19 protein-coding genes and 1 pseudogene are annotated in these 21,854 nt (G+C 72.9%); 17 read left to right on the top strand and 3 right to left on the bottom strand.

The features are described from left to right. Positions 1-49: 49 nt before the first annotated feature. Positions 50-928, top strand: coding sequence for a phage shock envelope stress response protein PspM (gene pspM / locus ON36_RS17165; RefSeq protein WP_052314074.1), 879 nt, complete (start codon positions 50-52; stop codon positions 926-928). 30 nt (positions 929-958) lie between these two features. On the opposite strand, the gene ON36_RS17160 is transcribed toward pspM, so the two are convergent. Continuing rightward, positions 959-2,455: a carboxylesterase/lipase family protein gene (locus ON36_RS17160; protein ID WP_043654207.1), complete on the bottom strand. Its 1,497-nt coding sequence runs from the start codon at positions 2,453-2,455 to the stop codon at positions 959-961. On the opposite strand from ON36_RS17160, the gene ON36_RS34785 reads away from it, so the two are divergent. From ON36_RS34785 to ON36_RS17145, 3 genes are all read left to right on the top strand, one after another. Further along, positions 2,454-2,825 carry a hypothetical protein gene (locus ON36_RS34785; RefSeq protein ID WP_157224899.1) on the top strand — a complete coding sequence of 124 codons (372 nt, stop codon included), beginning with the start codon at positions 2,454-2,456 and terminating at the stop codon, positions 2,823-2,825. The genes ON36_RS17160 and ON36_RS34785 overlap by 2 nt on opposite strands. 90 nt (positions 2,826-2,915) lie before the next feature. Beyond that, positions 2,916-3,626, top strand: a complete 711-nt coding sequence (locus ON36_RS17150; protein ID WP_043654202.1) for a PIG-L deacetylase family protein — start codon at positions 2,916-2,918, stop codon at positions 3,624-3,626. A 94-nt stretch (positions 3,627-3,720) separates the two neighbouring features. After that, on the top strand, positions 3,721-4,911 hold the full coding sequence (locus ON36_RS17145) for a glycosyltransferase (RefSeq protein WP_043654225.1): 1,191 nt from the start codon (positions 3,721-3,723) through the stop codon (positions 4,909-4,911). On the opposite strand, the gene ON36_RS17140 is transcribed toward ON36_RS17145, so the two are convergent. Beyond that, entirely contained in the window at positions 4,887-6,107 is a 1,221-nt protein-coding gene (locus ON36_RS17140; RefSeq protein ID WP_085999639.1) for a PucR family transcriptional regulator, read from the bottom strand. The two genes, ON36_RS17145 and ON36_RS17140, sit on opposite strands and share 25 nt — an antisense overlap. 160 nt (positions 6,108-6,267) lie before the next feature. On the opposite strand from ON36_RS17140, the gene ON36_RS17135 reads away from it, so the two are divergent. From ON36_RS17135 to ON36_RS17115, 5 genes are all read left to right on the top strand, one after another. Beyond that, the gene (locus ON36_RS17135; RefSeq protein ID WP_043654200.1) at positions 6,268-7,704 is read left to right on the top strand and encodes a class I adenylate-forming enzyme family protein; all 1,437 of its coding nucleotides are present in this window, start codon (positions 6,268-6,270) and stop codon (positions 7,702-7,704) included. 87 nt (positions 7,705-7,791) lie between these two features. Then, complete coding sequence (locus ON36_RS17130) at positions 7,792-9,606, top strand: DUF3556 domain-containing protein (RefSeq protein ID WP_043654198.1); 1,815 nt, start codon at positions 7,792-7,794, stop codon at positions 9,604-9,606. 30 nt (positions 9,607-9,636) lie between these two features. Beyond that, on the top strand, positions 9,637-11,049 hold the full coding sequence (locus tag ON36_RS17125; RefSeq protein ID WP_043654194.1) for a phytoene desaturase family protein: 1,413 nt from the start codon (positions 9,637-9,639) through the stop codon (positions 11,047-11,049). Between the two features lie 371 nt (positions 11,050-11,420). Then, positions 11,421-11,612 carry a DUF3046 domain-containing protein gene (locus tag ON36_RS17120; RefSeq protein WP_043654223.1) on the top strand — a complete coding sequence of 64 codons (192 nt, stop codon included), beginning with the start codon at positions 11,421-11,423 and terminating at the stop codon, positions 11,610-11,612. 7 nt (positions 11,613-11,619) lie between these two features. After that, positions 11,620-12,879 carry an aminoglycoside phosphotransferase APH(3') gene (locus ON36_RS17115; RefSeq protein ID WP_043654191.1) on the top strand — a complete coding sequence of 420 codons (1,260 nt, stop codon included), beginning with the start codon at positions 11,620-11,622 and terminating at the stop codon, positions 12,877-12,879. Between the two features lies 1 nt (position 12,880). Here ON36_RS17115 and ON36_RS17110 read toward each other — a convergent pair whose 3' ends face one another. Next, positions 12,881-13,396: a CGNR zinc finger domain-containing protein gene (locus tag ON36_RS17110; RefSeq protein WP_043654188.1), complete on the bottom strand. Its 516-nt coding sequence runs from the start codon at positions 13,394-13,396 to the stop codon at positions 12,881-12,883. A gap of 128 nt (positions 13,397-13,524) precedes the next feature. On the opposite strand from ON36_RS17110, the gene ON36_RS17105 reads away from it, so the two are divergent. The 8 genes and pseudogenes from ON36_RS17105 (at position 13,525) to ON36_RS34780 (ending at position 21,682) form a co-directional block, all read left to right on the top strand. Continuing rightward, positions 13,525-13,974: a nuclear transport factor 2 family protein gene (locus tag ON36_RS17105; protein WP_043654186.1), complete on the top strand. Its 450-nt coding sequence runs from the start codon at positions 13,525-13,527 to the stop codon at positions 13,972-13,974. 194 nt (positions 13,975-14,168) lie between these two features. After that, positions 14,169-15,206, top strand: a complete 1,038-nt coding sequence (gene recA / locus ON36_RS17100) for a recombinase RecA (RefSeq protein ID WP_043654182.1) — start codon at positions 14,169-14,171, stop codon at positions 15,204-15,206. Between the two features lie 658 nt (positions 15,207-15,864). After that, positions 15,865-16,398, top strand: a pseudogene (locus ON36_RS36255) (regulatory protein RecX); the annotation flags it as partial. A 1,062-nt stretch (positions 16,399-17,460) separates the two neighbouring features. Then, complete coding sequence (locus tag ON36_RS17085; RefSeq protein ID WP_043654220.1) at positions 17,461-18,108, top strand: ABC transporter permease; 648 nt, start codon at positions 17,461-17,463, stop codon at positions 18,106-18,108. Next, positions 18,105-19,196, top strand: a complete 1,092-nt coding sequence (locus ON36_RS17080) for an ABC transporter ATP-binding protein (RefSeq protein ID WP_043654179.1) — start codon at positions 18,105-18,107, stop codon at positions 19,194-19,196. The genes ON36_RS17085 and ON36_RS17080 overlap by 4 nt, the downstream gene beginning before the upstream one ends. 40 nt (positions 19,197-19,236) lie before the next feature. Then, complete coding sequence (locus ON36_RS17075) at positions 19,237-19,983, top strand: ABC transporter permease (protein ID WP_043654178.1); 747 nt, start codon at positions 19,237-19,239, stop codon at positions 19,981-19,983. After that, positions 19,980-20,957, top strand: coding sequence for a glycine betaine ABC transporter substrate-binding protein (locus tag ON36_RS17070; protein WP_043654175.1), 978 nt, complete (start codon positions 19,980-19,982; stop codon positions 20,955-20,957). The genes ON36_RS17075 and ON36_RS17070 overlap by 4 nt, the downstream gene beginning before the upstream one ends. A gap of 266 nt (positions 20,958-21,223) precedes the next feature. Then, complete coding sequence (locus tag ON36_RS34780) at positions 21,224-21,682, top strand: hypothetical protein (protein WP_157224897.1); 459 nt, start codon at positions 21,224-21,226, stop codon at positions 21,680-21,682. Positions 21,683-21,854 lie beyond the last annotated feature (172 nt).

The following is a 21,854-nucleotide window of genomic DNA, read 5'->3' as shown; positions in this document are numbered from 1 at the left end:
TGTCGTAGGTCGGCGTTACCCTGGGAACCGACCGGGCGGAAGGACCAGAATGAGCCGTAGAGCAGCACGCAAGCAGGCCGATCAGCAGCTCGCGCCCGTTCCGGTGCCGCCTCCGTCGGCGAGCGCGCCCGCCGGCGTCCCCGCCACCCTGCGCGAGGTGGGGGAGCAGGCGCTGGTCGCGGTGCGCAAGTGGGCCGATCCGCGCGAACGGGAGCTGCGCAGGCGTCGGCGCGCGCGGCGGCGCAGCGTGCAGTTCGGGACCGTCTCCGGGATCACCACCGTCGGCGCCGTCGGGCTGGCCGTGGTGTCGGCGCCCGCGTGGGCGGTCGTCGTGCTCGGCGGCGGCGCGGTGGCCTTCGTCACCGGTACCGCGCTCAGCACCCGCCGCTACCTGCGGCTGCGCTCACAGCCGCTGCCGCAGGCCGCGTTCGTCGCGCGCCGGTCGCCCGGGCTGCGCTCGGCCGCCCGCGCCCCCATCCAGCGGCTCATCCGGGCCGAACGGGCCCTGCACGCGCTCGGCACGCAGATCGCGCGCAGCCGACGCCTGCCCGAGGACGAACTGCGCGACCTGCTCGAGACGGCCCGCTCCGGCGGCGCCGCCCTGCACGCGCTGGCCGCCGACATCACCGCCATGGAACAGGCCGCCGACACCGTCGGCCGGGCCGGCCAGGAGACGGTGGGCGCGTTGCGCGCCTCGATCGGCGAGGTGCTCGCGCGCCTGAACACCGGCGTGGCCGAGTTCGAGCAGCTCGTCGCCGCGGCCGCCCGGATCCTGGCCGTCCCGGAGGACACCGTGGTCGCCTACCAGTTCAACGGCATCGTCGCCGAGCTGCGCGACGCCGCGGACCGGCTCGACGGCTGGGCGCAGGCCCTGACCGAGATCGCCGACCGCGCACCGGGTCCGGCGGTCACCGACCCCGTGCGCTGACCGAGCCCGCGCGCGACCCGGCGATCACGCTCAGGGCACCGGGACCGAGGCGCGCAACGCGGCCAGCTCGGCCGCGCCCGGGTCGGTGACGGTCCGCGACTCCGGGGCGTCGAACCGGCGCACCCGCGGGGCGGCGGCCGTGTAGGGCTCCCAGCCGGGATCGCCGTGCGTGGCGAAAGCGACCCAGGCGCGGTGGATCTCGGTGGCCAGCTCCTGCGGCGGATGCTCGCCGGTGAGGGTGTGCGCGCCCGCCAGGGCGTCGAAGACGAACGGCACCTCGAGCACGTGGCAGGCGCCCAGGTCGGGAATGCCGGTCTCCCAGGCGAATTCGTAGACATGGGTCGCCGCCCCGGCCGCGACGGTGGCGTCCGCGAACTCGCGGGTGCCCGACCGGAAGCACCAGTCGGTGAGGATCGCGTTGAACAGCTGGTCCGGCCGCAGGCCCGGCCTGCCGTTCGCGTAGACCTCGGCCACGGCCGGGTCGATGCCGTAGCGGGCCAGCACGAACGGCAGCGTCTGCTCGGTGACCGCGGCGGTGATGCCGGTCGGCACGGTGAAGAAGCGGAACTCGTCGGCGGTCGTGCCCGCGATGAGCGGCACGGCGCGGTCGGGGTGGGCGGCGAGGACCGCGGTGGGCGGGCCGGGCACGATGTCGTCGTCGCGCACCGGGAACAGGCTCATGATGCCCAGCCCCTGGGTGACGATCGAGGGGCCCCACCGTTGCGGGTCGGGGTCGGTCATCACGGCGAGGGCGACCGCGTTCTGCGCGGCGCGCAGCTGCTCCGGGCCCAGCTCGCCGAAGTCCCGCGCGGTGGGTTGGATGCCGAGTTCGGCGGCGAGGGCGGCGGCGACCCTGCCGGCGTCGTCCGCGTCGGCGGCGACCGCGCCGTTGGCGCTCTGCATGATCGCGCGCCGGAACAGCCCGGCGGTCTGCGGCGCGGCGATCAGCGCGGCGACGCTCATGCCGCCGGCGGACTCGCCGAAGACGGTCACGTTGCCGGGGTCACCGCCGAAGGCGGCGATGTTGTCGCGGACCCAGCGCAGCGCGAAGATCTGGTCGTGGAGGCCCCGGTTGAGCGGTGCCCCCTCGACGGCGGCGAATCCCGAGATCCCGAGCCGGTAGTTGATCGAGACCAGCACGACGCCGTCGCGGGCGAAGGCCGTGCCGTCGTAGATGTCGCGGGCGTTGGAGCCGCGCACGAACGCCCCGCCGTGGATCCACACCAGCACCGGCAGGCCCGCCCCGCCGGGGTCGGGCGTCCAGACGTTGACGTTGAGGTAGTCGTCGCCGGGGATCCCGTCGCTGCCGATGAGGGCGTGGATGGGCGCGGGGTACGGCGACTGGGCGCAGGTGCCGCCGAACGCGGTCGCCTCGCGCACCCCGTCCCACGCGGGCACGGGCTCGGGCAGCCGGAAGCGGCGCGGCCCGACCGGAGCCGCGGCGTAGGGGATGCCGAGGAACCGGCTGACGCCGCCCTCGGTCCGTCCGCGTACCGCGCCGCTCGTGATCGTGACGATGGGGTGCATGGGTCTCCTTCCGGCCGACCCCGATTATGGCCGCAGCCCGGGCTCGCCGGGCCGGATTCTCGCGGACCCCGGGCTGGGGGACAACCCTGACTTTCACCCGGATATCGGCTCCGACCTGGTGATCCGCGCCGTGACCTGTGCCAGGCTCGACGTATCGGATCGCCGGAGCGCGGTCGCAACTGGCGAGGAGGCAGACATGGTGTGGAAGGTGATCGGAATCGTCGTGGTCGCGTGGATCGCGCTGTCGATTCTGACCGCGCTCGTGAAGGGGCTGATGCCGCTGCTGGTGATCGCGGCCATCGGCACCGGCCTGTACCTGCTGTACAAGGCGGTGCAGGGCGGGGAGCGCACGAAGATCGGCAAACCCTAGACCCGGGGGCACGGGCACGGGCCGCATCCGCCACGGATGCGGCCCGTCGTGTCGTCCGGGGCCGGGTCGGGCGGTGGCTACCATGATGGCGTGCAACAGGTTCCGGAGGACTGGCAGCGCGGCCTGGTGATCGTCGCGCATCCCGACGACATCGAATACGGCGCCGCGGCCGCGGTGGCCCGCTGGACCGGGCAGGGCAAGGACGTGCGGTACCTGCTGGTCACCAGCGGCGAGGCCGGTATCGCGGGCCTGCCACCCGCCGAGGCCGGTCCGCTGCGCCGGGCCGAGGAGATCGCCGGCGCGGCCGCTGTCGGCGTCACCGAGGTCGAGTTCCTCGATCACCCGGACGGCCGGGTCCAGGAGGGGCTCGCCCTGCGCCGCGACCTGGCCGCCGCGATCCGCAGGCACCGCCCGGAGATGGTGGTGCTGTTCAATTTCGGCGACACCTGGGCGCCCGGCTACGCCAACAGCGCCGATCACCGCGCGGTGGGCCGCAGTGCCCTCGACGCCATCTCCGACGCGGGCAACGAGTGGATCTTCCCCGAGCTGGCCGATCTGCCGCCGTGGTCGGCGCGCTGGGCGGCGGTCGTCGGCCCCGGCGGGACGCACGCGGTGGACGTGAGCGCGCATCTCGACCAGGCCCGCGCCTCGCTGTCGGCCCACCGCCGCTACCTCGAGGTGCTCAGCGACGAACCGGTCGCCGACCAGGTCGCCTTCATCGTCGACCGGGCCACGGGGCCGAAGGACGGTTTCGACGCCGCGCACGCGGTCTCCTTCGAGCTGTACTACTTCGCGGGCTGACCCGCGCCCGGTGGGCCGCCGCGCCGCGGATCCCGACGGACCGGTCGGCCCGGTCGCCGTCCCGGCGCGCCTGCGCCTGTGGCAACCTGGACCGATGCGAATAGCCGTGGTGGCCGGGCCCGATCCGGGACACGCCTTCCCCGCGATCGCGCTGTGCCTGCGTCTGCTGGCGGCGGGCGACGAGCCGGTGCTGTTCACGGGGCCGCGCTGGTTCGACGCGGCCCGCGCGGAGGGGATCGGGGTGCGCAGGCTCAAGGGCCTGGCGCCGCGGCCCACCGACGACGACACCGACGCGGGCGCCCGCATCCACGAACGCGCCGCCCACATCGCGACCGAGATCCTGCCCGACCTGGGCGCCATGCTCCCGGAGCTGGTGATCTCCGATGTGCTGACCGTCGGCGGCGGCATGGCGGCCGAACGGCTCGGCGTGCCGTGGGTGGAGCTGTCCCCGCATCCGCTGTACCTGCCGTCGAAGGCGCTGCCGCCGATCGGCAGCGGCCTCGCGCCCGGGGAGGGCCTGCGCGGTCGGCTGCGCGACGGTGTGCTGCGCACCATGACCGATCGCGCCGTGCGCGCCGGGCACCGGCAGCGCGCGGCCGCCCGCGAGAGCATCGGGCTGCCGGGTGCGGATCCCGGCCCGGCCGCCCGCCTGGTCGCGACCCTGCCCGCGCTCGAGGTCCCCCGCCCGGACTGGCCCGCGAACACCCACGTGGTCGGCCCGCTGCTGTGGGAGCCGACGCGCGACACGCTGCCCCTGCCGCCGGGGACGGAGCCGCTGGTGGTGGTGGCGCCCTCGACCGCGCACACCGGGGTCGCCGGCATGGCCGAGACCGTCCTCGAGGGACTGGCCGGACGTGGTGTGCGCGCGGCGGTCTCGATGCTCGACACCCCGCCGCGACGGCTGCCGCCCTGGGCCACCGCCGGCCTCGGCCGCCAGGACGAGCTGCTCACCCACGCCGCGGTCGTGGTCGGCGGCGGCGGGCACGGCCTGCTGGCCAAGGCGCTGTCGGCGGGCGTCCCGGTGGTGACCGTCCCCGGCGGCGGCGACCAGTGGGAACTGGCCAATCGCGCCGCCCGCCAAGGCGGTTCGCTGCTGGTGCGGCCGCTTAATCCCGACGCCGTCGGCGACGCGGTGTCGCGAATCCTCGCGGACCCCCGCTTCACCGCCGCCGCCCGGGCGGCGGCGCGCGGCCGGGACGAGGTGACCGACCCGGTCGCCGTCTGCCACGCCGCGGCCGCGGGCAGTGCCGCCGCGGCGGTTCAGGACCTCGGCAACCCCAGCTGAGCGCACGCCAGCAGCGCCACCTCGATGTCGAGGCGGTGTTCGGTCAGCGGATACCCGAGCACCTCCTCGGCCTTGCGCACCCGGTAGTGCACGGTGTTCTTGTGGACGTGCAGGCGCGCCGCGGCGTCGGTGTAACTGCCGCGCGCGTCGAGGAACACCCGCACCGTGTCCCGGAGCCGGGCGGCGGTCTCGTCGGTGCCCATGAGCCCGCCGAGGACGCGCGCCGCCCACGCCTGTACCCGCGTCACGTCGTCGGCGAGCAGCCCGGCCAGCGCCACGTCGGCGTAGGCGAGGACCCCGCGTGAGCGGGCGGCCACCGCCACGGCACGGGCCCGCTGGGCGTCGTGGAAGCTCTGGCGGAACCCCGCCAGACCGGTCGCGGGATCACCGACGGCCATCGACAGCGCCGGCGTGGCGCGCACCTCCCGCGCCAGCCGGGCGACATCGAGCGCCGGCCTGCCCGCCGAGGCCAGCCACACCCAGCGGGTGTGCTCGTCGACGTCCACGGTCAGAGGTGCGCGAGCCGAGATCGTGGCGAGCGCCTGGATCCCGGCCCGTAGCGCGGTTCCCGGGTCGGCGGTTCCGGGCGGTGTCCACAGCAGCACGAACTGGTGCCATCCGCGCAGCGAGGTCGACAGCATCTGTTCGGCCGAGGCCAGATCCAGCTCCTCGGTGTCGAGCACCGCGCGCACCTGGGCCGCTCGGGCGGCGTCGGTGCGGGCGTCCCAGCGGCGCCGCTCGGCGCCGTAGATGTCGATCAGGCCCTCGATGATCTGGTCGATGTAGCCGTTGACCAGCTCGGCGATCCGCGCCGCGGCGGCCAGGGCGGGCCCGGTCGGCGGCGCGAGCTCGCCCAGCAGGGTGATGGTCCACTGCACGAACATGTGCTCGCCGAGCCGGTAGGCGCGCAGCAGCGCCTCGAGGGACAGATCGTGCTGGGCGAAGCGGCGGGCGTACTCGGCGGCGGCGGGCGGGACGGTGATGTCGTCGAGCCCGATGGCCAGGGTGAGCATGTCCAGGATGGCGGTGAGGTTGGACTCGGTGCTGGCCACCATGAGCCTGCGGACCTCGTCGTCGTGCCGGAACTCGGGGATGGTGTCGGCGAACATCGTGGTCATCACGGGGGTGAGCCGGCCCAGATCCGCCTTGATCCGGCCCGCCACCTCGCGGACGAGGGCGTCGTAGTCGGGGGCCATGGGCGCCGACACTACCCCGCGCCGAGGCCTCGACCACGCTGTTTGTACCCGTGGCACAACGGGGGCGCGTAACGCTGGTCTCCCGGCCCGTAGCCGGTGCCCGCCCCCGTCCCTACCGTGAATCGTGTTACCCGGATCACACTCTCCACGGTGAGGAATCATGCGACACATCGCCGAATTGCCCACAGCCCGAGCGGCTTCCGCGCCGGACGCGCCGTGCCTGGCCGACGACACCACCGCGCTGACGAACGCGCGGTTCCTCGACCGGGTGCTGGCGGCGGCCTCGGTGCTGCACGCGGCGGGCGTCCGCCGGGGCGACGTGGTCGCGGTGGTGCTGCCCAATCGGGTCGAGCTCGTGGTCGTGCTGTTCGCGGCCTGGCGCCTCGGCGCGGCGGTGACGCCGGTGAACCCGGGCCTGACCGACGACGACATCGGCTTCCAGATCGCCGACGCGCGGGCGATGGTGGTCGTCGGCGACCCCGCCCGCGCGGGCACGACCCTGGACGTCGCGGCGCTCGCGCGGCCCGCCGGCCCGGTCGCGGCGGCGGCCCAGGGCGACGGCGTCGCCCTGATCATCTACACCAGCGGCACCACCGGCCGCCCCAAGGGCGTAGTGCTCGACCACGACAACCTGTCCGCCATGTGCGCGATGGTCATCGGCGCGCTCGGACTGGACCACACCGACCACAGCCTGCTGATCCTGCCGCTGTTCCACGTCAACGGGATCGTGGTGAGCGTGCTGTCGCCGCTGCTGGCAGGCGGGCACACCACCGTCGCCGGGAAGTTCTCGGCCACCGGCTTCTTCGACCTCGTCGAGCGGGTCCGCCCGACCTTCTTCTCCGGCGTGCCCGCCGTGTACGCCATGCTGGTGGCCCAGCCCGCCGACGCGCGGCCCGACACGTCCTCGCTGCGGCTGGCGATCTGCGGCGCCGCGCCCATGCCCGCCGAGTTGATCGCCCGGTTCGAGGACCGCTTCGGTGTCCCGGTGGTGGAGGGCTACGGCCTGTCCGAGGGCACCTGCGCCTCGACGCTGAATCCCGTCGCCGGACAGCGCAAGCCGGGCACGGTCGGCCTGCCGCTGCCCGGCCAGCGGGTGACCGTCGTCGACCCCGACGGCACCGAGCTGCCCGCGGGCGCCCGCGGCGAGGTCGTCGTCAGCGGCCCCACGGTCATGCGCGGGTACCTCGGTAGGCCCGCGGAGACGGCGAAGACGGTGCGCGAGGGCCGCCTGCACACCGGCGACGTCGGCTACTTCGATCCCGACGGCTACCTGGTCCTGGTCGACCGGATCAAGGACATGATCATCCGCGGTGGAGAGAACCTCTACCCCAAGGAGATCGAGAACGCGCTCTATGCCCACCCGGCGGTGCACGAGGTGGCCGTCGTCGGGGTTCCCGATCCGGTGCTGGGGGAGGTGCCGGTCGCGCACGTGGTCACGACCGACGCCGTGACCGCCGCCGAACTCACCGAACACTGCCGCGCGCGGCTGGCCGCGTTCAAGGTGCCCGCGGCGGTCGTGCTCACCACCGAACTGCCGCGCAATCCCGTCGGCAAGATCGACAAGAAGCGGCTCCGCGCGCTCGCGGCGACCGCCTGAACAACGTCCACCGGAGGTGATCCGGAAACACGGCAATTCCGGTCGCGGTCGCGCGCGCCCGGAGAACGGCGAGAAAGGTACAGAACAATGGGGTTCAGAACAGGTGATTTCCCCCCGGTGGATACGGAGACATTCCTCGATCTGCCACTGCGCGACCGTGTGCGCGCCCTCGCTTTGCACTGGGTGGAATACGGCTTCGGTTCGCCGAAGATGATCCACACCATCTATGTGCTGAAACTGCTGGTGCTCTATATGTTCGGCGGTGTCCTGGTGGCGACGCTGACCTCGGGCACCGGGCCGTTCTGGGACATCGGTGCCTGGTGGAACCAGCCCATCGTCTATCAGAAGCTGGTGGTGTGGACGGTCCTGCTGGAGGCGATCGGCGTGGCCGGCTCGTGGGGTCCGCTGGCGGGCAAGTTCAAGCCGATGACCGGTGGTGTGCTGTTCTTCGCCCGGCCGGGCACCATCCGGTTGCGGCCGTGGCGGCGGGTGCCGTTCACCGCGGGCAACACCCGTACCTCCCTGGACGTCGTCCTGTACCTCGGCTTCCTGGCGACCCTCGCGGTCGCGCTGCTGGCGCCCGGACGCACCACCGAATCGCTGCTGGAACGCCTGCCCGACAACACCTCCGGGTTGATCCGCCCGGCGCTGCTGGCCGTCCCGATCGTGCTCTACATCCTCTGCGGGCTGCGGGACAAGACCATTTTCCTGGCCGCGCGCGGCGAGCAGTACCTGCCCGCGCTGCTGTTCTTCGCGGTGCTGCCGTTCACCGACATGATCATCGCGGCGAAACTGCTGATCGTCATCGTGTGGGTGGGTGCGGGAGCGTCGAAGTTCGGCAAGCATTTCACCAATGTCGTGCCGCCGATGGTGTCCAACAGCCCGTCCATGCCGTTCCGGTCGATCAAGCGCGCCCACTACCGGGACTTCCCGCGCGATATCCGGCCGTCCGGGCTGGCCTCGTTCATGGCGCACGTGGGCGGTACCACCGTCGAGGTGGTCACCCCGATCGTGCTGCTGTTCGCCACCGACCACTGGCTGACCCTGGCCGGCGTGGCGATGATGGTGATCTTCCACCTGTTCATCACTTCCACCTTCCCGCTGGCCGTTCCGCTGGAATGGAACATCCTGTTCGCGTACCTGACGGTGTTCCTGTTCCTCGGCTACCCGAACGCCGACGGATACGCCGTGTTCGACATGTCCTCGCCGTGGCTCACCCTGGCCATCGTCGTCGCGTTGCTGTTCTTCCCGGTGCTGGGCAACCTGCGCCCGGACCTGGTGTCGTTCCTCCCGTCGATGCGCCAGTACGCGGGCAACTGGGCCTCGGCACTGTGGGCCTTCGCCCCCGGCGCGGAGCAGAAACTGAACACCATCGAGCACCGGCCCACGCTCAACCAGCTCGACCAGCTGAAGGCCATGGGCTACGACGCCGCCGTCGCCGAGATCACCATGCAGCAGACGATCGGCTGGCGCGCCATGCACAGCCAGGGCCGTGGCCTGTTCTCCCTGCTGTACAAGCACATTCCCGACATCGACCGCTGGACCGTGCGGGAGGCGGAGTTCGCCTGCAACTCGCTGATCGGCTTCAACTTCGGTGACGGGCATCTGCACAACCTCGACCTGATCGAGGCGGTCCAGCAGCGCGTCGGATTCGCGCCGGGCGAATGGATCGTGGTCTGGGTGGAATCGCAGCCCATCCACAAGCCCACCCAGCAGTACCTGGTGATCGACGCCGCCGTCGGCGTGATCGAGCGCGGCACCTGGCGGGTCGCCGACGCGGTCGAGGCGCTGCCCTGGCTGCCCGACGGCCCGATCCCGCACCAGGTGACCTGGCGGCGCGAGGACGTCGGCGGCACGATCGCACCCCGTCACGCGGGCAACACGGTCCAGCCCGCCGAATAGCCCGGAAACGCAGAGAGACAGGACGAGTCGATGAAGACGGCGACAGTGGTCGGCAGCGGCCCCAACGGACTGGCGGCGGCGATCACCCTGGCCCGCGCCGGCCTCGAGGTGACGGTCCTCGAGGCGGCCGGCACCGTCGGCGGCGGCACCCGCTCGAGCGAGGCCATCGTGCCCGGGTTGCTGCACGACCACTGCTCGGCCATCCACCCGATGGCGGTCGGCTCGCCCTTCCTGCGCCGGGTCGACCTGGAACGGTACGGATTGCGCTGGGCGCACGCGGACCTCGACTGCGCCCACCCCCTCGACGACGGCAGCGCCGGTGTCCTGTATCGCTCGATCACCGACACCGCCGCCGGTCTCGGCGCCGACGAGCGGCTGTGGCGGGGTCTGTTCGAGGGTCCGGTGGCCGGCTACGACGCCATCGGCGCCGACATCATGCGCCCCCTGCTGCGTCTTCCTCGGCATCCGATCCGGCTGGCCCGCTTCGGGATTCCCGCCACCGTGCCCGCCACCTGGCTGGCCCGTGCCTTCCGTACCGAGGCGGGCCGGGCGCTGTTCGGCGGCGTCGCCGCGCACGCCTTCCATCCGCTGCACCGGCCGCTGACCTCGAGCATCGGCCTCGGGATCCTCACGGCCGGACACCGCTACGGCTGGGCGGTCGCCGTCGGCGGGTCCCAGCGCATCGCCGACGCCATGGCCGCCGTCCTCGGCGACCACGGCGGCAAGATCGAGACCGGGGTGCGGGTGCGCTCGGCCGCGGACCTGCCTCCCGCGGACGTCACCATGTGGGATCTCGCGCCGACCGCGGTCGCCGACATCCTCGGCGACCGGCTGCCCGGCCGTGCTGCCCGCGCCTACCGCCGGTTCCGCTACGGTCCCGGCGCTTTCAAGGTGGACTTCGCCGTCGAGGGGGGTGTCCCGTGGACCGCGCAGGCCGCGCGCCGGGCGGGCACGGTGCATCTGGGCGGCACCTTCGCAGAGGTCGCCGCCGGTGAACGCGATATCCACGCGGGCCGGATGCCGCAGCGGCCCTTCGTCCTGGTCGGCCAGCAATACCTGGCCGACCCCGGCCGCTCGGTGGGTGACATCCACCCCGTGTGGACCTACGCCCACGTACCCAACGGCTACACCGGCGACGCCACCGAGGCGATCATCGCCCAGCTCGAACGCTTCGCCCCCGGCTTCCGGGACCGGGTGATCGGCATGTCGGTTTGCAGCACCACCGACTTCGCCACCGGCAACCCCAATTACGTCGGCGGCAACATCATGACCGGCGCCAAGGACATCCCGCAGCTGGTCTTCGGCCCACGGAAGACCCTGCAGCCCTACGACATCGGCGTTCCGGGCCACTACCTCTGCTCGGCCGCGACGCCACCCGGCCCCGGCGCGCACGGGATGTGCGGCGCCAACGCCGCCGAACGGGCGCTGCGGCTGCTGCGCTGAGGGCGGGGACCATGGCGGCTTGCGCGCCGTCGTCCTCCGGACGCGCCACCGGGGCGAGTGGTGCCGCCGTCCGTGGGGACGCGGCGGTGACGGGGACGAGCGCGGGGTCGACCGTCGGGCCGCTGCGGTCGCCGGGGTGACCGGGTGGCGCGGCGAGTGCCGGCCGCAGGGGAGGTGTCCCGATCGGGGCGATCCCGTGGTGGTGAGAACGGGTACGCGACGGGGGACGCCGGCGGGGGCTTCGCGGTCGGGCGGTGATGTGGTGGGGACAGCGGGTGCGCTCGGGCCGCCGGACGGCGTGGCGTCCGGCGCTGTGGTCCACGGCGTCCGCGCCCTGTCGCACCCCGCCCGGCGCGGGTATCTTGGGTTTCGTGCGATTGACCGAGTTCAACGAGCTGATGCACACCGAGTTCGGGGTCCACCGGGCCGACGCGATGCTCGCCGATCATGTGATTCCGGTTCTGGGGCGCACCGGCGCCGCCGCCATCGAGGCAGGTGTCGATCCCCGCGACGTGTGGCGCGCGTTGTGCGCCGAATTCGACGTTCCCCGATCGCGATGGTGAGCAGATCATGGCGGTGACCGCCCCCGATCCCGGGACCGAACGGCCCTACCGGTTCGACGAGCGCCTGCGGATGATCCCGGTCGATCGCGCGAACCTCACCGCGCGGGTCGCCGCCGCCGATCCCCACGACTTCGCCGGGCTGCGCCGCCTCGGCATCGCGCTGATGCTGCTCGGCCGCCACGACGAGGCGCTCGACCGGCTCGACGCCGCGCTCGACCTGGTCGACACCGAACACCGGCGCATCACCGTCTGGATCAATCTCGCCGACGTCTACCGCTACCGCGGCGAACCAGGGCCCGCCGAGGTGCTCTACCGGCGCGCCCTCGACGCGGCCCGCACGGGGGAACCCGAACTGGTCTCCTTCGCCGCCCACCACCTGGGCAAGTCCCTCGCCGAACAGCACCGGCCGGCGGAGGCCCGCGAATTCCTCAACGCCGCCTTGCGATTGCGGGTGGCCGACGGCGACACCGAACTCATCGAGTCCACCCGTGCCGCCCTCGAACACCTCGACGAACTGGCCCTGCCGCTGCCCGCCGAGGTCGCCGCGCTGGTCGGGCCCGACGCGGTGTGGTCGGCCGAACACGCAGGCCGCAGCGGCGAGCTGCTGCGGATCGGCCCGTACTGGGTCAGGCGCGGGCCGCGTGCGGTCGCCGAACACGACCGGCTGCGCTGGCTGGACGCGCGCGGGATCCCGGTGCCCACCGTCGCAGCCTTCGCCGAGGACGTTCTCGTCCTGGCCGACGGCGGCCGCACCCTGGCCGACGCGGGCGGCCGCGACGGCGTCGTGACGGACCCCGGCGACGGCGATCCCGGGTCCTCGGTCGGCGCCCGCATGGGCGGTATCCTGCGCCGCCTGCACGCGATCCCCGCCGCGGACTGCCCCTTCGACGCGAGCCTCGACGCGCTGCTGGCGGCGGCCCACCGCCGCGTCCACGAGGGCCTGGTCGACGAGTCCGACTTCGACGACGAGCGCCGCGGCCACAGCGCCGGGCAGGTCCTGGCCCGGCTGCGCGCCGAGCGTCCCGCCGCGCAGGACCCGGTGGTGACCCACGGCGATTTCACCCCCGACAACGTGCTCACCGACGGCGCCCTGCTCGACGTGGGCGGGCTCGGCGTCGGCGACCGCTACCGGGACCTGGCCCTGGCCGAACGCGAACTCGCCGAGTACGGGCCCGGCGAGATCGACGCCTTCCGCGCCGCCTACGGCCTCGCCGCGCCGGACCCGGCCCGGCTGGCCTACTTCCGCCTGCTCGACGAACTGTTCTGACTCAGGTGGTGCGCGCGTAGTGCCGGGCCGCCTTGGCCCGGTTCCCGCAGGTCGCCATCGAATGCCAGCGACGGGTGCCGTTCTTGGAGGTGTCGTAGAAGAACAGCACGCAGTCCGGGTGCGCGCACTGGCGGATCCGTTCGGGGGCGCGCGCGAGCAGCCGCAACAGGTCGTCGGCGGCCAGCCAGCCCGGCAGGTCCGCCGGATCGGCCACCTCCGGCACGTCCTCGGGTCCGTCGCCGGTCAGTCTGCGCCGGACCCGGCCGCGGTCCAGGATCGCGTTCAGGGCGGCGTACTCGCCGTCGCGGACGGCGGCGTGGATCGCGTCGCGGGCGTCGAGGAGGGCCAGCCGGGTGTGCTCGTCGGCGGGGACCCGCCCGGCGACCCCGATGAGCTCGAGCCAGAGCGCGAGCCCGTCGAGATCCGCGAGGAGGTCGCCCGGGCGCGCGCCCGCCCAGCGGGTGTTGAGCAGGTCGAGGGCGGGGGGTTCGCCGGTGTGCGGACGGGGATCGCGCATGCCTGAGGTTAACAACCGCGACTCCTAACCTGTGTCGTTCGTTTCACCGGTTGACGGCCCGGTGCTGCCCTGCCTAACCTCTCAACAAGGAAAAGACAGTTAATCTTCCGTGCGAAAGGGTCACTCCGATGCGACCTCCCCTGCCCCCGTTCGATCGCGCCGCCGCCGAGGCCAAGGTCCTGGCCGCCGAGAACGCCTGGAACACCCGCGATCCGGAGAAGGTCGCCGCCGCCTACACCGAGGACTCGGTCTGGCGCAACCGCGACGAGTTCTTCACCGGGCGCGCCGCCATCGTCGATTTCCTGACCCGCAAGTGGGCGCGCGAGAACGGCTACGCGCTGCGCAAGGATCTGTGGGCCTTCGACGGCGACCGCATCGCGGTGCGCTTCCAGTACGAGTGGCACGACGAGACCGGGCAGTGGTGGCGCAGCTACGGCAACGAGCAGTGGGAGTTCGCTCCCGACGGCCGCATGGCCCGGCGCGAGGCCAGTATCAACGACGTTCGCATCGCCGAGTCCGAGCGCCGGATCTTCGGTCCGCGACAGCCAGGCGAGGACCCGGTGCTGCCGCAGCGCTAGCCGGGCGCGCCGACCGCCGGCCGGTGGCGGCGGTCGGTGTCGCCGGGGGATTGCGGGGGTCGTGCGTGTCGATGGGCGCGTCGCTTGACTCGAACAGGTGTTCGTCTAATCTGGTCGCCAGAACTTGTCGGTGCCGGCCTCTACTGTGGGCGCCAACCAAGAGAAAGACTCACCTCGAGAAGGGGACCCCGACCATGGCACCTCAGGCCTACGACCGCGACAAGGCGCTGGAGCTGGCGCTGGCGCAGGTGGAGAAGAGCTTCGGCAAGGGCGCGGTCATGCGTCTGGGCGAGGAGGCCCGCCAGCCCATCTCCGTCATCCCCACCGGCTCCATCGCCCTCGACGTCGCGCTCGGCATCGGCGGTTTGCCCCGCGGTCGCATCGTCGAGGTCTACGGCCCGGAGTCCTCGGGTAAGACCACCGTCGCCCTGCACGCGGTCGCCAACGCGCAGGCCGCGGGCGGTGTCGCCGCCTTCATCGACGCCGAGCACGCCCTCGACCCGGACTACGCCCGCAAGCTCGGGGTCGACACCGACGCCCTGCTGGTCTCCCAGCCCGACACCGGTGAGCAGGCGCTCGAGATCGCCGACATGCTCGTGCGGTCCGGCGCCATCGACATCATCGTCATCGACTCCGTGGCCGCCCTGGTGCCCCGCGCCGAGATCGAGGGCGAGATGGGCGACAGCCACGTCGGCCTGCAGGCCCGCCTCATGAGCCAGGCGCTGCGCAAGATGACCGGCGCGCTCAACAGCTCGGGCACCACCGCCATCTTCATCAACCAGCTGCGCGAGAAGATCGGCGTCATGTTCGGCTCGCCCGAGACCACCACCGGTGGTAAGGCGCTGAAGTTCTACGCCTCGGTCCGCCTGGACGTGCGCCGCATCGAGACCCTCAAGGACGGCAGCGACGCGGTCGGCAACCGCACCCGCGTCAAGGTCGTGAAGAACAAGGTGAGCCCGCCGTTCAAGCAGGCCGAGTTCGACATCCTCTACGGCCAGGGCATCTCCAAGGAGGGCTCGCTCATCGACATGGGCGTCGAGCACGGGTTCATCCGCAAGTCCGGCTCCTGGTACACCTACGAGGGCGACCAGCTGGGCCAGGGCAAGGAGAACGCCCGCAAGTTCCTGCTCGAGAACACCGACGTGCGCGACGAGATCGAGAAGAAGATCAAGGAGAAGCTCGGTATCGGCGCCGATGTGACCGCCGAGACCGAGGCGCCCGCCGATTTCTGAGTCCGCGCCCGGGGGCCGGCCGCGCAGGCGGGCCCCCGGGGACGCGACCGGTGACCACGTCGCCGATATGCGGCGGCAGCTGCAGCGTCTCGGACTCGACACCAGTGGTTTCGACGCGGCAGCGCGCCAGGCGCGCGCCGCGGCGGACGCCGATGCCCTGACCACCGGAACCCGGCCGCCTCGCCGGCGTTCCGATCCCGTTCGCGCGGACGAAGGTGGTTCGTCCGCCGCGGACACCCCGGACGCCCGGCCGGGTGCGCGCGATCCGCAGCGCGCGTACCCGGCCGGGCCGACCGGCCGCCGTGGACGAGACACCCTGGGGGACAGGGACACTCCCCGCGGCGTGTTCTCGACCGGACGGCTCCGGGAAGAGTTCGGCGACGGTGACCCGCGCCGTACCCAGGACAACCGCGACAACCGCGACAACCGCGACGAGCGCGGCGGACGTTCCCGATCCGCGCCGTCCGGGGTCACCGGCGGGTCATCCGCCGGTGACCACGCCGACGACCGAGCGCCGTGGGCGGATCCGTCCGCGGGGGAGCCCGGTCAGGACCGGCCCGGCGGGCGGGGTTCCCGGCGCGGACGGCGGAGAAATCGAGGGGATGACGACTTCCCGGCGGATCGCACGTGGGTGCGGTCGGCCGGGGACGCGGATCCGGTGGCGGCCGGATCCGGTGCGGGACCGGCCGAGCCTGGCGGTCCCGGCGCCCGCGGCCCTCGGGGCGGCGGGACGGTCGAGCAGGCGAAGGAGGCGTGTCTTCGCCTGCTCGCCGTCCGCGCCCGCAGCCGTGCCGAGCTCGCGGACCGGCTGGCGGAGAAGGGTTTCCGCCCCGAGGTCGCCGACGCGGCGCTCGTCCGGCTCGCCGAGGTCGGCCTCGTCGACGACGCCGCCTTCGCCGAGCAGTGGGTGCATTCCCGCCACACCTATTCCGGCCGTGGCCGCGCGACGCTGCGCCGCGAACTGCGGGACAAGGGCATCGCCCCGGCCCTGGCCGAGGAGGCCCTCGCCGCGATCACGGACGCGGACGAACGCGCCCGCGCCGCCGACCTCGCCCGCCGCAAGCTCCAGAGCCTCTCCGCCGGTACCGATTACGACCGTGCCCTGCGCCGGCTCGTCGCCGTGCTCGCCCGCCGCGGCTTCGATCGATCGGTCGCCTTCGCGGTCGCGGGCGAGGAACTGGCATCGGCGGGATTCACCCGTACGATCCACCGGGAACCGCCGGCTCACCCCGCGCCCTCCGACGACACCGTGTCGCCGGACGACGCCGCCATGACCTCCACCCCACCCCGCCGCCCCGCCGCCCGCCGGTCGAGCCTCGACCGCCGAGGGCCTCGGGACGGTGACCACGAGGAAGCCCCGGTGCACTCCGCCGCATCGCGCCGGTCCGCTGGTCGCCGTCGAAGCCTCGATCGTCCCGGGCTCCAGGGCGGTGACCGCGACGCCGCCGGAACGGATTCACCCCGTTCCGGTGGCCTGCGCCGCCGTTCGCGCCCGGAGGCCGGCGACGACACGTCCGGCGAGACGCGACCCGAATCGGATCCCTCGGCCCGCCCGCCGGTCCGCAGGTTCGGCCGCCTCGTCGAGGTCGACGACCGGCCGTCCGCCCGCGTCGAGGGCCCGCGTCGCGCCGGGTGGACGGGACGCGGGACGCGGGCCCTCGACGTCGAGGACGATGCCGGTGACGGGGACCCGGAGGAACCCGCCGCCGATCCGAAGGAACGCGAACGGGGCCTGCGGCTGATCCGGCGCCGGATCGCGGCCCTCGGCCCGGCCGAGGACCGCTCGGCGGCCCAGCGGCGGCTCGTGCCCATGCTGGTCCGGCGCGGCTACTCGATGTCCGAGGCCATCGCGATCGTCAAGGCCGAACTGGCCGAACGGGATCCGGGTTCCGCCGACTGACCGGCGCCCCACGGCGGCCGATACTCGGGGTCGAACCGGGTCCGGGTGTCGCCGCCGTCGCGGGCGGGGCACGGGTCTCGTTCGTCTTCCCGTGTCCAGCGCGACCGCCCGGACCGGCCGCACCCGGTCGAGGCCGGCGGCGACCCGCGAAGCCTCGGTGCGGCGACGACGACACCCACGACCACGCTCCCGAGGGCCCGTGGCGGTGGATGTGGTGAAAACCGGGTGTTCCCAGCCCGATTCGGCGACGATGGAGGACGGGCCACGACCGGGACCGCCGCGGGATCCGCGGTTTCCGCGGCGGGTCCGCGGGGAAATCCGGGCGAGGAGCACCGTGAAGGGGAGGTGGAGATCCTGGGTACCTGGTGGGATTTCGTGGTGAACCGGCGCGAACAGCTGGCGGTCGACTCGTATCTGCACCTGTCGGCGGTCGTCCAGTCGCTGATCGCCGCGACGCTGGTCGCGGTGCTGGCCGGAATCCTGGTGTATCGCAGCCCGATCGGGTCGGCGGTGGCCACCGCGCTGGCCGGGGCGATCCTCACCGTGCCGTCGTTCGCGCTGCTCGGGCTGCTCATCCCGATCCTCGGCCTCGGCGTCGGCCCGACGGTGGTGGCGCTGGTGCTCTACGCCCTGCTGCCCATCGTGCGCAACACCATCCTGGGCCTGGCCTCGGTGGAACCGGCCGTGGTCGACGCGGCGCGCGGGGTCGGTATGAACCGCCTGCGCGTGCTGACCCGGATCGAGATGCCGCTGGCGTGGCCCTCGATCCTGGCCGGAATCCGGGTCAGCGCGCAGATGATCATGGGCATCTGCGCCCTGGCCGCCTACGCCAAGGGGCCGGGCCTGGGCAACCTGATCTTCTCCGGGCTGTCGCGGCTGGGCACCCCCAACGCCGTCCCGCAGGCCCTGACCGGCACCGTCCTCGTCGTCGTGCTCGCCCTGTTGCTCGACGCCGCCCTGCAGCTGCTCGGGCGGCTCACCACCCCGAGGGGGATCCGTTGACCGACACCGTCTCCGGCGTCGAGATCGTGCTCGACCGCGTCACCAAGAGCTATCCCGGCCAGGCCGACCCGGCCGTGGATGCGGTGAGCCTGACCATCCCGGCCGGGCAGATCGTGGTCCTGGTCGGGCAGTCCGGCTGCGGCAAGACCACGACGCTGCGCATGATCAACCGGCTCATCGAACCCACCGCGGGCACGATCACCATCGGCGGCCGCGACGCCGCCGCCGTCGACGCCGACGAACTGCGCCGCGGCATCGGCTACGCCATCCAGCAGGCCGGGCTGTTCCCGCACATGACCGTCGCCAAGAACATCGCCACCGTGCCGTCGCTGTCGGGCTGGGACCGCGCCCGCATCGGCGCCCGCGTCGACGAGATGCTCACCCTCGTCGGCCTCGACCCGGACACCTATCGCGACCGCTATCCCCGGCAGCTCTCCGGCGGCCAGCAACAGCGGGTCGGCGTGGCCCGCGCCCTGGCCGCCGACCCGCCCGTGCTGCTCATGGACGAGCCCTTCGGCGCCGTCGACCCGATCACCCGCGCCTCGCTCCAGGACGAACTGCTGCGCCTGCAGGGCGAACTCGGCAAGACCATCGTGTTCGTCACCCACGACTTCGCCGAGGCCGTCAAGCTCGGCGACCGCATCGCCGTGCTCGGACCGCGCTCCTCGATCCTGCAGTACGACACCCCCGCGGCCATTCTCGCCGCGCCCGCCGACGAGACGGTCGCCGGTTTCGTCGGCGCGGGTGCCGCGCTGCGCCGGCTCGGCCTGGCCCGGCTCGCCGACATCGACCTCGCGCGCTACCCGGCCGTGCCGGAGGATCGGGCGGCCGCCGCACCCGCCCCGGCCGAGGCGCCCTGGTCGGTGGTGGTGGACGCGCGGAACCGGCCGCTGCGCCGCTCCACGGGTCCGGCCGTGCTCCGGCCGCTCTCCGTGCGGGACACGCTCCAGGACGCCCTGGAACGCCTGCTCACCGACGAGACCGGGACGGCCGTGGTCGTCGCCGACGACGGCGTCTACGCCGGCGTGGTCACCCTCGACCAACTCGTCACCCACCTGGCCGCCCCGGCTCCGGCGGCCGGATCATGACCGCGCCACGGCGCGGCGCCCGGACCGGCGGGGCGCGGCGATGAACGCCACCGAAACCCGGTCCGAGCGCCTGCGGCTGCTCGTGCAGCCCGCCATCGTGCTCGCGCTGACCGCGGGTGTGCTGGTCTGGGCGTTCACCCGCGACCTGACCGCCACCCAGCGGGCGAGCCTGAACGCCGCCAACGTCGCCCAGGTGACCTGGCAGCATCTGCAGATCACCGTGACCGTGGCGGTCGTGGTGGTCGCGGTCGCGGTGCCGCTGGGTACCCTGCTCACCCGCCCGGGGTTCGGGCGGCTCGCGCCGGTGATCGTCGGCATCGCCAACGTGGGCGCCTCCGCGCCTGCCATCGGCCTGATCGTCCTGTGCTACCTGTGGACCGCGCAGACCGGTTTCTGGATCGGGGTCGCCCCGATCGCCTTCTACGCCCTGCTGCCGGTGCTGCGCAACACCATCCTCGGCTTCCAGCAGGTCGACCCCGCGCTGGTCGACGCCGGGCGCGGGCAGGGGATGAGCCCGCGAACCGTGTTGCGGCGCATCGAGTTCCCCCTCGCCGTGCCCTACATCCTGGCCGGGCTGCGCACCACCCTGGTGCTCGCCGTCGGCACGGCCACGCTGTCGTTCCTGGTCAGCGCGGGCGGCCTCGGCATTCTCATCGACACCGGCTACAAGCTGCGCGACACGGTCACCCTGGTCGTCGGCGCGGTGCTCGCGGTGTCGCTGGCGCTGCTCGTCGACTGGCTCGGCGCGCTGGCCGAACAGTTCCTGGGACCACGGGGGTTGCGATGAGGAACGGCTGGTGGCGGCGGATCGCGCCGCTCGTCGGGGTGCTGGTGCTCGCCGGCTGCGGACTGCAATCGGGCTCGGCGGTGCCGCTGCCGGTCGCGCCGGGCAGCATCGGGCCCGTCCCCGGGCTGGCCGGCGTCGCGATCACGGTGGGTTCCAAGGACTTCAGCGAGCAGAACATCCTCGGCTACCTCCTCGAGTTCGCGCTCACCGCGGCGGGCGCGAACGTCCGCGACCTCACCAACATCCAGGGCTCCAACAGCCTGCGCGACGCCCAGTTGCACGGCCAGATCGACATCGCCTTCGACTACACCGGCACCGGCTGGATCAACTACCTCGGCAACGAGACCCCCGTCCCCGACGAACGCGGCCAGTTCGAGGCCGTGCGCGACGCCGACCTGGCCGCCCACGACATGGTGTGGGCGGCGATGGCCCCGGTGAACAACACCTACGCCCTGGTCACCAGCAGCCGCACCCAGCGCGAGACCGGCGTACGCACCCTGTCCGACTACGCGGCCCTGATCGCCCGCGATCCCGGCGCCGCCGCGACCTGCGTCGGCACCGAGTTCAACGTCCGCCAGGACGGCTACCCCGGCATGGCCCGCAAGTACGGGATAGACCTCGGGACGGTCCGCAAGCAGATCGTCCAGGACGCCCTGGTCTACCCCGCGGTCGCCGACGGCGGACAGTGCCGCTTCGGTTCCGTCGCCGCCACCGACGGCCGCATCCCCGCCCTCGACCTGGTCCTGCTCACCGACGACCGCGCCTTCTTCCCCAAGTACAACGCCGCCCTCGTCATGCGCAGCGATTTCGCCCGCGCCCATCCCGAGGTCGTCGACCTGCTCACCCCCATCACCGCCCTGCTCACCAACGAGGCCGTCACCGAACTCAACCGCCAGGTCGACGTCGACGGCCGCGAACCCGCCGACGTCGCCCGCGACTGGATGGTCGCGCACGGCTTCGTCCGCCTGCCGTGATCGCGCGGGCACCCGGTCCTCGGTGACCCGCCCCGGATGCCCGGCGACGGTGAGGTCGCGCACGAAGGGCCCCGCGGTCGACGCCGTATCAGGGCCCGCGGGCCGGATCTCGATGCCGAGGAACCGCTCCCGGCTCGCGGCCTGCCACCGGCAGCCCACCGCGTAGTCCTCCCGCCACCGCTCCGGCCGGACGACGGTCTCGGCGGAGGTGCTGTTGTCGATCTCCGCGACCTCGCCGCGCTCACCAGCGCGCACGCGTCGACATCGTGCCAGGCGGTCGGCGGCCGGCTCTGCTGATCACCACATCCGCTGAGCGCCAGGGAGATCGCGATCCCTGTCAACCCGGTGACTCCGACTCCGAACTTCCGGGCGCCGGTCATCCCAGCCAGCTTCGGAGTCTGATTCTCCTGGGTTCCGTACCGAACATTCTGGTCGAGCTCGGTCAGGATTCCGGCGCTTCGGTCGATGATCGCGCGGACGGCGGTTTCGCGGTGCTCGGGCATGGTCAGGTCGGGCGTGTCTCCTGCGGGGAACTCGGTGGCATCCGCAGAACTGGCGCGGCTGGACAGGCGGACCCCCATTTGTTCACCGAACTCGGCCCCGGCGTTGTCGATGCCTACGATCTCGATGATGCCGGGCGAACCGAGCCCGCCGGTTCCCCCGTGGTTGAACTCGATACCGGCGGGCTTGCGAGCGAGAAGCTGTCGAACCGGGAGGAACGATGAAGGTCATGGCAGTGGCTCGGCGTGTGATCGCGACGTTGGCGATTGCGAGTACGTTCGGGGCGATCGCCGTAGGGGGGCTGCGGCTGGGACGACCCAGGTGCACAGTCCGGCGGGTTCGAGCGAGCGGGAAGACCAGAGATCTCGCCGAGAAGGACGCATGGAACACGGCGCA

It is taken from the genome of Nocardia thailandica NBRC 100428 (assembly GCF_000308795.1).
Lineage (GTDB): Bacteria > Actinomycetota > Actinomycetes > Mycobacteriales > Mycobacteriaceae > Nocardia > Nocardia thailandica.
The sequence above is the reverse complement of the archived record's forward strand: the minus strand, read 5'-3'. Positions and strand labels throughout refer to the sequence as shown.